This is a genomic window from Lunatimonas sp. (genome assembly GCF_020832325.1).
Lineage (GTDB): Bacteria > Bacteroidota > Bacteroidia > Cytophagales > Cyclobacteriaceae > Lunatimonas.
In genome coordinates, this window is record NZ_JAFIEU010000042.1 from 1 (window position 1) to 12,292 (window position 12,292).

Below are 12,292 nucleotides of genomic sequence, written 5' to 3' on the forward strand. Positions count from 1 at the left end.
GGGCAGAGTTTTGCCGCCTGCTTCCTTCAGATTCCACCTCACGATGGACACCCTTGCTATTGGCTAGTGGTTGGCGATTACAAACCCCCACAGTGGACTTTCACCACCTAGTTAGTTACCATGCACGGCACACTAAAAAAAAGAGAGAAGGTAGCCTTCTCTCTTTTTTTATTCCTCGCTGGAATCAGGAACATCGCCATCTTCCCGCTTGGGCAGGTTTTCGTTGATGTGCTGTCGATAGGGCACGAACCCTTCACGCTTAAATTTATAAGGCTCGGTTCGCTGACTTGGCATGTTATTGGCCAGATCGAGCATACCAAATCCTTTGTGGGTGAAAGCTCCCAACCCACATTTAAACACAAAGTCCTGAACTTCCTCGGCTGCATACAGCGTAAACGGAAGGGTATACCCCCTAACTTCATACTTCACGTCCATGTCATAGACGGAGTATATACGCGCAAATTTCTTTTGCTGCTCCCTGAGCTTGTTCACATAATTCATATCCGGAACCACCTGAAACTTGTAGAAAGACTCCATTTGCTCTTGGGAGTACCAGCCGGATTTCTCCATTCGGGTAAGGGTAGATTCATACAACAGGTCCGAAAACTCGTCGGTATCTGGATTGATGAAACGTTTTCCTGACTCGTCGTCGAAGGTGGGCATGAGCAAAACCAATGGAGAGATGCAAACAAACTTGTTGGCAGTTTCCAACTCGGGTTCTGTCTCTTTTTCAGTGTATTCAGGTGATAGGATTAGATTTCCCAACTCAATCTTTGGCGTTTTAAACACCTGCTCCAATAGGTAATCTAGAAACTCTTGGTCAGGTGCTGACAATACAAGCGTTACTAGGCTGGAGTAGTAATGTAGGCCACTTCTACTAACCTTGGTCTGTCCTTTCAGACCAGAGAAGTTGAAGTAATTGTAGTTGAAAAATGTTTCATTCCCTCCTTTGACAATTAGTCCTTTTAGGAATTGCGCCAGTATATACTGGTGATGGAAAGGTAGGTAAGCACCTTTGTTTTTTAATGAAAATATTAATCTGATTCTCACGACGGTAAAAATGAAAAGTTAAACAATGATTTTACACATTTTCATAAGTGGATAACTAACTTTTGGGTGAATAAGTTGCAACAAACTTAACAATAAAATTTTAATTTATTTAGACGTTAAAACGAAAATGCATAATATCACCGTCTTTGACCACGTATTCTTTCCCTTCAATTGCTATTTTGCCGTTTTCCCGGCATGCTGCCTCAGTTTTGTGTTGTTCATAGTCTGATAACTTGATTACCTCTGCTTTGATAAAGCCTTTTTCGAAATCACTGTGAATAACCCCCGCCGCGGCCGGTGCCTTCCATCCCTTTTTGATGGTCCAAGCCCTAACTTCTTGAACGCCTGCCGTGAAATACGTGATCAGATTCAATAACTTGTAAGCAGCACCAATCAGTCGGTTTAATCCACTTTCCTCCAGACCATACTCCGCCAGGAACATTTGCTTTTCCTCTTCCTCTTCAAATTCTGCAATCTGTGCTTCCAACGCCGCGCAAAGCACTACAACATCCGCCCCTTCGGACTTCGCTACTTCCGATAGTTTGTCCACGTGGCTGTTGCCTGAATTAATTTCTTGCTCGGAGACATTGGCCACATAGAGCACAGGCTTGATAGTCAACAGGTGCAGGTCATACACCGCCTCCAGATCCTCTTCTTCCACTTCGATGGCACGGGCATTTTTACCGGCAAGCAAACCTTCCTTAAATGTTAGCAAGGTGCTTAGAATCTTCTTAGCCTTTGCATCGCCCGACTTGGCAATTTTTTCATTCTTTTGGATTTTCTTTTCGATCGATTCCAGGTCTTTTAGCTGCAATTCGGTATCGATCACCTCCTTGTCGAACAGTGGATCCACACTGCCGGCTACGTGCACGATATTGTCATCCTCAAAACAACGAATGACGTGAATAATGGCGTCTACTTCCCGTATGTTGGCCAAAAACTTATTACCCAAACCTTCTCCTTTGCTCGCCCCTTTCACCAGTCCGGCAATGTCCACGAACTCGATGACTGTTGGCAGTACGCGTTGTGGGCTTACAAGCTCCTCCAAAACCTGTAGTCGGCGATCTGGTACTGTGACCACACCTACATTCGGCTCTATCGTACAAAATGGAAAATTAGCCGCCTCAGCTTTTGCACTGGACAACGCGTTGAACAGGGTTGACTTTCCTACGTTTGGCAACCCAACGATCCCACATTTTAATCCCATGAATCAATTATATCTTATCAATTTTGAATATCCTGTAGTCTTTATACCCTTTGTAAAATTCCTTGAACGAAACCCTAAAAATGGTATAAACGGGGATGGCAAAGATCATTCCCAAGACTCCGGCAACTTTTGCCCCGGCAAAGATAACAACAAAAATTTCAAGAGGGTGGGCTTTTACCGATTTAGAGAAAATCATGGGCTGTAAAAGGATGTTATCGCAGAGCTGTACCACCGCAAAAACACTCAATACTTTGGCAAGAAACAGGTACACCTCGGTAGCCTCTGGAAAATTGCCCGTAGATAAACCCACCAAAATACCGAAAGAAGCTCCTAATATAGGGCCAGCATAGGGGATCAGATTGGCCACGGCTGCAAATACTGCGATACTCATCGCATACTCAATATCCATGAGCAACAAACCAATGGCCGCTATGGAAAATATGGATGTCATCTGAACCAAGAGACCAATAAGATAATTTGACAGGAGCCTTTCCACTTTGTGAAAAGTCGACACCGCCAGCTCAAAATACGCATTTGGAACAAAATTGATAATATTTCTCCGCAACAGCCCATTTTCCAACAGCAGAAAAAACGTGATGAACGAGATCGCCAAAATACTGATCAACAGGGTACTGGTAGCAGAAATAAACCGATTGACAAATCCCTGAATATCCAGCCCACCCAAGCTAGTAAGCAAATTTTCGCGTATTACGGCTAACAAAAACCCGGGCTCATTGATAACCAAATTGTACCGAATTAGGATATTTTCCACATAGGCTGCGGGTTTTTGAATCTGTTCATATAGGTAGGTGATATCTAACTCGTTCAGCAGGGCAAATTGAGTTCTGAAAAGTGGAATAAACAACAAAACCAAGAAGGAAATCAAGGCAATCACCGCGGCAAAAGACATGAAAATTGCAAACGCTCGGGGCACTGGTTGCCCCATCACATACAGACTATTGATCCGGTTGGTCATGGGACGTAAAACAGCAGCTATCACTAAGGAAAATATAAAATACAGACTTATGTTGGAAAAGTACCACCCAAGCAGTAGAACTACCAACAGGACGAAAAGCAATTTAACCACTACCCTGTTCATAGCTACAAAAATACAAAAATCACTCTTGGAAAACCCTACCATCAGATGTAAAGAATTCCAAGAGTCTAAATATTACAGGCAATCAATTAATGCCCCCACCGAATTCTCCGTGCACTAAGAAGAATTCAACGGGACCGAATCCTATCAGTCCCACTTTAAATCATCTCTGAAGTTATCTGAGTCGTTGTCCTGTGAATCAGGGTCGATTTCAAATTGAGTAAAGTCTACTTCGGGCATCAGATCGTTCTTGACGTGATCCACCGTTCGCTGCAACGCATCCAGAAATTTGTTAAAATCCTCTTTGTACAAGAAGATCTTATGCTTTTCGTAGAAAAAAGTTTCTTCCCGCATCTTGCGCTTACTCTCCGTAATGGTGAGGTAATAGTCGTTAGACCGGGTTGATTTCACGTCAAAAAAGTAAGTCCTTTTGCCTGCCTTTACCTTTTTCGAGAAGATTTCGTCTCTGTCGTAATCCTTGTTGTCTTCCACTTTCCTACTTTTTTTAATCAAAAATAAATTTATCAGCAAGATAAACCAAAACAAAGGTTAAATTCAAATGAAACAGCAATTTTTTTTTGACTAAAATGTGACAACCGACAAAATTATTTATAGAAAACACAATTTTATAGGTCTGTACGTAGATGTGAAGCCGACACTTATCACTTACTCCCCGTGCATGTAAATCTTTTTGGCCAACAAATCTTCTTCTGACTCTCGATGGTCCGGATCATCCACACAGCAATCCACCGGGCATACTGCCGCACACTGAGGCTCCTCATGAAACCCGGTACACTCGGTGCACTTAGCGGTCACAATGTAATAAAACTCGTCTGACACCGGTTCTTGCTTTTCAGTTGCATCGATTACCGTGCCGTCCTCCAGGGTCACTTCCTTCAAATTCGTTCCTCCGGCCCAAGTCCACTCAATCCCGCCTTCGTAGATTGCCGTGTTAGGACATTCCGGTTCGCATGCACCACAGTTGATGCACTCATCTGTTATCATTATTGCCATCGCAGTACGTCTTTTAACTTGTTTGCAAAACTACTAACCATAATACAATTCAACAAGCATTTTGGTTTGGGAAACGCAATAAAATATTCACATACATTAGTTGTTATACTAAGTAAATGGAAGGTTTGAGATGCTCAGGAAGGAATTTTGATTGGTATTAGATACCTTTGCATCAGCAATCATTTTACTTTCCATAGGGCATATCCTGCTACTTCGCCCTTTGTATACGTTAATTTCTTCCCATGGCCTTCACTTTGGAACACCGCATTCAAGCACTTGGTACGTTGGGTACCTTACTAGAAGAAATATCTGCCGAAGAACATGAATCCCTGCTTCGTAAGGTATGGGGAAACAATCCGTGGTTTGTACCCCAGCAGGCCATTCTTTCTATACAGGGAATAAAAGCTTTTTTAGATACGGATAAACTTTCAAAATGGACCTCCTCCTACTCCATAAACCTCCCATCCCAACCAAAATCTATCGGCTTGGTGCTGGCTGGAAATATTCCAGGGGTTGGATTCCACGATTTGCTATGTGTTCTGGTCTCCGGCCATAAAGCGCATATCAAGCTCAGTTCCACGGATAGCGTGTTAATTCCTTGGCTGATTGATAAGCTGATAACTATCGAACCGCAGTTTGCCAAACAAGTAAATTGGGCTGAGAGATTGCAAGGAATGGATGCCTATATCGCCACAGGCAGCAATAATTCCGCAAGATACTTTCACTATTATTTCGGACAGTATCCTCACATCATTCGAAAAAACCGTAGTTCCGTTGCTATTTTGGACGGCAAAGAAACCACCTCAGATCTGGAACGTCTGTCCACGGATGTGTTGCAATATTTTGGGCTAGGATGCCGGAACGTTTCCAAAATCTTCGTCAGCGACTACCAACAAGTGATGGATTTTTTGAAAGCCTCAGACAGCATGAAACAAGTGATGGACCACCACAAGTACGCCAACAACTATGACTACAACAAGTCCATATATCTCGTAAACAACGAACCTCATCTGGACAACGGTTTTTTGTTGATGCGTGAATCGAACGAGTGGGTATCCCCCATATCGGTAGTTCACTACAGTTATTACACAGACCCGGCCAGCCTTAGCGAAACCTTTCAGACCGCATCTGACAACATTCAATGTTCCGTTAGCCGAAATGGGTGGTTTCCGGGTTCGCTTGAATTCGGAACCACCCAATGTCCTGGTTTGTCCGATTATGCAGACAATATGGACACCCTGGAGTTCTTACTTTCACTGACCTGATCACTTTTCGACCCAGAGAGTCCTTTATTCTTTTGGTCACCGGCCACGCTGTATTCGTTATAAATAAGGTAAAGAAACCGCTTTAACAGGTTTTTTTGGCTGATTTTTATATCTTTGCGGGCAATTGAATTTTCAAGTAAACATAACCATAATACATTTCCAATGGTATTCGATATAGAAATGATCAAGGCTGTGTATGCCAGTTTTCCGGCTAAAATAGAAGCAGCTCGAAAGGCGGTAGGAAAACCGCTTACACTGACTGAAAAAATCCTTTATGCACATTTGTCTCAGGGAGATGCCAATCAGGCCTACTCTCGAGGAACGGACTACGTGGATTTCCAGCCCGATCGGGTAGCTATGCAGGATGCCACGGCTCAAATGGCGCTTTTACAGTTTATGCAGGCTGGAAGATCCAAAGTAGCTGTCCCATCTACCGTACATTGCGATCACCTGATTCAGGCAGAGATAGGTGCAAGTACCGATTTGGAAAAAGCCAAAAACAAAAATAAAGAAGTATACGATTTCCTAGCTTCGGTTTCTAACAAATATGGATTGGGTTTCTGGAAGCCAGGGGCGGGTATCATCCACCAGGTGGTATTGGAAAATTATGCATTCCCTGGCGGGATGATGATCGGTACCGATTCACATACCCCTAATGCAGGTGGGTTGGGCATGGTTGCCATAGGTGTGGGCGGAGCCGATGCCTGCGATGTCATGGCAGGATTGCCTTGGGAGCTTAAATTCCCCAAACTTATCGGTGTAAAACTCACCGGTAAACTCTCGGGCTGGACGTCTGCAAAGGATGTAATCTTGAAGGTTGCAGGTATCCTCACAGTAAAAGGAGGAACCGGTAGCATCGTAGAATATTTTGGCGAAGGTGCCAGATCACTATCGGCTACAGGAAAAGGTACCATCTGCAATATGGGCGCTGAAATCGGTGCAACCACCTCTATTTTTGGTTACGACGAAAAATCCGAAGCCTACTTGCGAGGAACTGGTAGGGCCGAGGTGGCAGACCTTGCCAACGATATCCAAGCGCACCTTACCGGAGACGATGAGGTGTATGAAAGCCCCGAAAAATACTTTGACCAAGTAATCGAAATCAACTTATCCGAGCTTGAGCCTCATATCAATGGTCCATTCACTCCAGATTTGGCCTGGCCACTTTCCAAATTCAGCGAAGCGGTTAAAGAAAACGGATGGCCACAGAAATTGGAAGTAGGATTGATCGGATCCTGCACCAACTCTTCGTACGAGGATATTTCACGGGCAGCCTCTCTGGCTCAGCAGGCGGTAGACAAAAAATTAAAAGCCAAGTCGGAATATACCATAACACCCGGTTCGGAGCAGGTACGCTACACGGTGGAAAGAGATGGTTTCCTGGGCATTTTTGAAAATATGGGCGGTGTGGTGTTGGCCAATGCCTGCGGACCTTGTATCGGTCAATGGGCGAGGCACGGTGCGGAAAAACAAGAGAAAAACTCTATCATCACCTCCTTTAACCGAAATTTCGCCAAAAGAGCAGACGGCAACCCGAATACCCACTCGTTTGTGGCCTCTCCTGAAATTGTGACAGCCATGGCTATCGCTGGTGATTTGACGTTTAACCCCATGAAAGACACGCTTGTAAACGAAGACGGCAAGGCTGTTATGCTGGAAGAACCCATGGGACTGGAAATGCCTACGAAAGGATTTGCGGTGGAAGATGCCGGTTATCAGGCACCCGCAGAAGACGGGTCTAAAGTAGATGTACTCGTTGATCCCCAATCAGAGAGACTTCAGCTTTTGGAACCCTTTGCCGCTTGGGAGGGAACAGACCTGACTGGCCTAAAACTACTCATCAAGGCGCAGGGGAAATGTACCACCGACCACATCTCCATGGCTGGACCTTGGCTGAGGTATAGAGGGCATTTGGACAATATCTCCAATAACATGCTGATTGGTGCTGTAAATGCATACAATGGTGAAACCAATAAAGTGAAAAACCAACTAAATGGTGAATACGGTGAAGTACCTGCTGTTCAGCGTCAGTATAAGCTGCATAACGTGGGTTCTATCGTCGTGGGTGACGAGAACTATGGAGAAGGTTCTTCAAGGGAACATGCAGCTATGGAACCCCGGTTTTTGGGTGTCCGAGCGATCTTGGTGAAGTCCTTTGCTCGAATTCACGAAACCAATCTGAAGAAACAGGGTATGCTCGCGTTGACCTTTGACAATCCTGCCGATTACGACCTCATACAAGAGGATGACAGTATAGACATTGTTGGATTGGATACTTTTGCCCCCGGACAGCCGCTCACTGTGGTATTAAATCATGCTGATGGTTCCAGGGATCAAATCAAAGTGAACCATACCTACAACGAGGGACAAATTGGCTGGTTCAAAGCGGGCTCTGCGCTTAATTTGATCAAAGCGGGTATATAAACCCGTTGAGAAAAGTGACCTGAATTCGAACCAGTGAAAAGGTTTGTCTCCTAATTAAAACGGCTACGGACTTTTGACCTTTGAACAAATAACTGATTACAGAAAAAAGCCTGGCAATGTTGCCAGGCTTTTTTCTCATATACCAAACTCGATCTGGAATCGGTATATCATGCCAGCAGGGAGGTCATTTCTATACCGATACCCATTGAGATCTCTATAAGTGACCTCCGCCTGAGCTTTGATTCGGTGAAATCTAAAGTATTTGGTAACCACTGCAGCAGCCTCGTTAGCACTCCCCTCTACCGATTGAATATCTCTGCCTGGAGAAACCCCGGCAAACCGGGCTGCAAGCTCGACATTTGAGGGGAAGATATAACTGCTTTGCAGATTATATCCGTTACCTGTATACACATTTCGCAAAATTCCGTTTTCGGAGGTGATGGGCGATTCTGCACTTCTATAGGCAAACTCACCATAAAAAGCATACCCTCGGTATTTAAACAGTGCATCCACCAATACAGTAGACATATCGGTCACCCCAAACAAAGGCATTCCGATCTGCCCACCGGTACGAATTGCATCCTGGGTATGGTTATAGCTTCCTGCCAAGGATAGCTTAGGGGTCGATTCCCTGTAATAATCTCCCTCAAAATAATCCCCGTTGCCAGTAAAATTCCCAAACGGAAGTAATTCAAGCTTACCACTGTAAGCCACACCGGTAGTCCGGTCCACCGCAAAATTTCTTCCGGTACCCACTGTCAAAGCTCCAATAAAATTATATCTAAATCCATTGAGGTCATTTCTATATATACCAAAAAATCCATTATCCCTATCAATATTAAATGTTTCGTTCAATATTGACCGAGAGGTAAACTGAAGATCTGCTGAAGAAATAACCCGCTGACGGTTACCGGGGAGTTTCATCACGCCAGCTCCAAGTTCGAAATTTTTATTCACCCTATAAAACACCACGGCATCCCGTATAAGGGCGGGGTATCCAATGGCTGTAATATCTAAATCTCCACGGGTAAACCCTAACTGGAATGAATAACGAAATCTGTTATTTAACAGGTGTCCAAATGTATGGAGCCTAGCACGCCTAGTCAGAAACGACCTCTCCGACATCGAAAGGGGAGCATCAGAGGATGCTCGACCCTCAAAACGGCTTTGCATTCTAAATCTAAGATTTATGGAAAAGGAACTATCCCTGGGAATGAACCCTATTCCATTGACCGTATCGAACCTAGTCATCAATTGATCGATCGGATTTCCCTGGGCAAAAATGTTTTCAAAATTTAGCGCTGACAATAGCGCAATCAATATAAAAACTCTTTTTAACATTTTAGTAAGATTAACAATAAAACAACCTTAAGATAACACTACCATAACCCAGCTTTACCTGACAATTGGTAAATTTGCATAATGCTATATGATTGGGAATAATTTTCTAACAAATATACCGCTAGGGTTTCGTTTAAGACTAGTGTGATTTTAGTAATAGTGCTTTCGGACCATTTTGTGGTTACTAGGCAATTTTGGCGGTGGCTTCTTTGCCAAGGTTGCTAGAATCGCACACCGAAAAACTGAAGAGAGGTGCTTCGAATCTACAGTCACAAACCAGCCCTCCAGTCATCTTGATCCAAGAATTAATTTGGATATGGCAGAAGAATTGCCCAAACCCTATCCATACTACCTAGATCCTCCATCAGCAAACGCTGGCATAAACGTATCAAAGACAAGAAAAAACTTCTAAGGAATCCATTTAATATGTTTAAAATTAGGCTTGCGTTTTTCCAAAAAGGCATTGCGGCCTTCTTTCGCCTCTTCGGTCATATAGGCTAATCGGGTGGCCTCACCCGCAAAGACTTGCTGGCCTACCATTCCATCATCGGTCAGGTTGAAAGCGAATTTCAACATCTTGATGGAAGTAGGTGACTTGGCAAGTACCTCTTGGGCCCACTCGTAGGCAGTATCCTCCAATTCGGCGTGGGGAATTACTCCATTGACCATACCCATTTCATAAGCCTCTTGGGCACTGTAGTTGCGGCCTAAAAAGAAAATTTCCCTGGCACGTTTTTGTCCAACCATCTTGGCTAAGTACGCAGAACCATAACCACCGTCGAAGCTGGTCACATCTGCATCGGTTTGTTTAAAAATCGCATGCTCTTTGCTTGCAAGCGTCAGGTCACAAACCACATGAAGGCTATGCCCCCCTCCTACTGCCCATCCGGGCACCACGGCAATAACCACTTTCGGCATAAACCGAATAAGACGTTGTACTTCAAGAATATTAAGTCGGTGCATGCCATCCTCTCCTACATAGCCCTGATGTCCTCTAGCCCGTTGATCGCCTCCGCTGCAAAAAGCAAATACACCATCTTTGGGAGAAGGCCCCTCCGCTGACAACAATACCACGCCGATAGACGTATCCTCCCGTGCGTCCAAAAAAGCTTCGTACAATTCGCCGGTGGTTTTTGGGCGGAACGCGTTACGCACCTCCGGTCGATTAAATGCGATGCGTGCTACACCGTTACACTTCTTATAAGTGATATCTTCAAATTCCTTTACCGTCTTCCAATGGATCATGATCGTAATTTTTACCCGCAAGATACTAGCCTTCCGTGAATTTTTTGCGAATTTTGATGACGGATTCGCGCAACCGGTGATTCAAACCTATCCCTATGCCCATCTAAAAATCCATAACCCCCGTACACCGTTGAATTCACATCGTCGTGCATACAGAGAATTGGTTATTACGTCCTCAGAGATCCTCACCTTCGATCAACTGAAGCGAGGCGATTGGCGTGCAAAAGATCAAACATGGGAAGCGGCACTGCGCTTTTGTCAGCAATGGTTGCATGGTGAGGAATATTTCACCCTCAAGACCTCTGGATCTACGGGGGCTCCGAAAGAAATCCAAGTTCACAGGGAATTGATGCGTAAAAGCGCGGCTGCAACGAAAAAGTACCTAGGCCTCCGAATCGGGTGCACGCTTTTATGCAATCTAAATACGGACATGATAGCGGGAAAAATGATGCTGGTACGGGCCATGGAATGGAAAGGTTGCCTATTTCTGAGAACTCCTAGTTCGGTGATTAGCTGTCCCATCCGCGAGATCGATATCGACTTCGGGGCCGTAGTACCCATGCAGCTGCAAGCAAGCATGGAAGACCCGGATGGATTAAAAACACTCAATCGAATAGCCAACCTGCTTGTGGGCGGTGCTCCCACCCCCCCCTCACTCCGGCAAAAATTAAAATCGTTAAAAGGTCGAGTATTTCAGACGTTTGGGATGACAGAGACAGTTTCTCACATCGCCATGGCCGACCTCAAAGCCTCCGGACCACTCCTATACAAAGCTCTACCGGGAGTCAAGTTTTCGCAATCTGAATCCGGCAAATTGGTCATAAAAGCTCCAATGGCAATCGCACAAACGGTCTACACCAATGATGTAGTGGAGTTAATGGATAGCACCACGTTTGAATGGAAGGGCCGTGCAGATTTCGTTGTAAACTCCGGCGGAGTAAAGCTGTATCCGGAGCTGATAGAAGAGGAAATGGAACCCTATTGGAGAAAGTATTTCCCCCATAATAGGTTCTTTATCTGGAAAACGTCCGACAAATTACTCGGTGAGGCCTTGCTGTTGGTCACGGAAAGGGTGACAACAGACAATCCGGATATGAATGATTTTTTAATAACCATTGGCCTGCATTTACCCAAATACCACATCCCTAAGCGGATTTTATCCGTTGATACCTTTAAGATGACCGCATCTTCCAAAATTAACAAACTGGAAACCCTGAAACCTTTCCACAAATGAATCAGTTAGTTTTTTTGATCCTATATTGCTGGATGAGCATGCCTACCAATAGTCAGTTTCGTATAACCTTCACGCATTTACCTCATAACGAAGGCTCTGTACACGTGCTCCTTTTCAATCAGCCGGAGGGTTTTCCAAACAACCCGGCCAAAGCCTATCGAAGTTTTAAGATCCCTATATCAGACGGTAAGGCAGAGCTATCTATCAGTGGCCTCCCTGTAGGGACGTACGCCATTTCTACCTTTCACGATCACGACGGGGACGGTATATTTCGGACCGGGGCGTTCGGGATCCCCAAAGACCCCTATGGTTTTTCAAACAACGCCAGGGGAATGTTTGGCCCTCCTAGTTTTGAAAAAGCTGCCTTCAGCCTAAAAGAGGGTCCGAAAAATATTTCAATCCGGCTTAAACTGTAG

The 12,292-nt window shown here is 44.7% G+C and carries 11 protein-coding genes; 4 read left to right on the forward strand and 7 right to left on the reverse strand.

Annotation, left to right across the window (positions count from 1 at the left end; translation table 11 throughout):
- Window positions 1–168: 168 nt before the first annotated feature.
- The 5 genes from cas6 to JJU34_RS14755 form a co-directional block, all read right to left on the reverse strand.
- On the reverse strand, window positions 169–1,050 hold the full coding sequence (gene cas6 / locus JJU34_RS14735) for a CRISPR-associated endoribonuclease Cas6 (RefSeq protein WP_228693154.1): 882 nt from the start codon (window positions 1,048–1,050) through the stop codon (window positions 169–171).
- A gap of 109 nt (window positions 1,051–1,159) precedes the next feature.
- Window positions 1,160–2,257: a redox-regulated ATPase YchF gene (gene ychF, locus JJU34_RS14740; protein WP_228693155.1), complete on the reverse strand. Its 1,098-nt coding sequence runs from the start codon at window positions 2,255–2,257 to the stop codon at window positions 1,160–1,162.
- A gap of 7 nt (window positions 2,258–2,264) precedes the next feature.
- Complete coding sequence (locus JJU34_RS14745) at window positions 2,265–3,356, reverse strand: AI-2E family transporter (protein ID WP_228693156.1); 1,092 nt, start codon at window positions 3,354–3,356, stop codon at window positions 2,265–2,267.
- Window positions 3,357–3,500: 144 nt separating this feature from the next.
- Window positions 3,501–3,845, reverse strand: a complete 345-nt coding sequence (locus tag JJU34_RS14750) for a DUF3276 family protein (protein ID WP_228693157.1) — start codon at window positions 3,843–3,845, stop codon at window positions 3,501–3,503.
- Between the two features lie 174 nt (window positions 3,846–4,019).
- Window positions 4,020–4,367, reverse strand: a complete 348-nt coding sequence (locus JJU34_RS14755) for a 4Fe-4S binding protein (protein ID WP_228693158.1) — start codon at window positions 4,365–4,367, stop codon at window positions 4,020–4,022.
- Between the two features lie 242 nt (window positions 4,368–4,609).
- Here JJU34_RS14755 and JJU34_RS14760 point away from each other — a divergent pair, with 242 nt between their 5' ends.
- Both JJU34_RS14760 and JJU34_RS14765 read left to right on the forward strand, forming a co-directional pair.
- Window positions 4,610–5,632, forward strand: coding sequence for an acyl-CoA reductase (locus tag JJU34_RS14760; RefSeq protein ID WP_228693159.1), 1,023 nt, complete (start codon window positions 4,610–4,612; stop codon window positions 5,630–5,632).
- Window positions 5,633–5,794: 162 nt separating this feature from the next.
- Entirely contained in the window at window positions 5,795–8,056 is a 2,262-nt protein-coding gene (locus JJU34_RS14765) for an aconitate hydratase (RefSeq protein ID WP_228693160.1), read from the forward strand.
- Between the two features lie 135 nt (window positions 8,057–8,191).
- Here JJU34_RS14765 and JJU34_RS14770 read toward each other — a convergent pair whose 3' ends face one another.
- Complete coding sequence (locus JJU34_RS14770; RefSeq protein ID WP_228693161.1) at window positions 8,192–9,397, reverse strand: porin; 1,206 nt, start codon at window positions 9,395–9,397, stop codon at window positions 8,192–8,194.
- A 408-nt stretch (window positions 9,398–9,805) separates the two neighbouring features.
- On the reverse strand, window positions 9,806–10,642 hold the full coding sequence (locus JJU34_RS14775) for a 1,4-dihydroxy-2-naphthoyl-CoA synthase (protein WP_228693162.1): 837 nt from the start codon (window positions 10,640–10,642) through the stop codon (window positions 9,806–9,808).
- Between JJU34_RS14775 and JJU34_RS14780 the strand changes: the two genes are divergently transcribed.
- Window positions 10,641–11,876 (forward strand): AMP-binding protein, encoded by a 1,236-nt coding sequence (locus tag JJU34_RS14780; RefSeq protein WP_228693163.1) that lies wholly within the window; start codon window positions 10,641–10,643, stop codon window positions 11,874–11,876. The genes JJU34_RS14775 and JJU34_RS14780 overlap by 2 nt on opposite strands.
- Complete coding sequence (locus JJU34_RS14785) at window positions 11,873–12,292, forward strand: DUF2141 domain-containing protein (RefSeq protein WP_228693164.1); 420 nt, start codon at window positions 11,873–11,875, stop codon at window positions 12,290–12,292. Before JJU34_RS14780 ends, JJU34_RS14785 begins: the two co-directional genes overlap by 4 nt.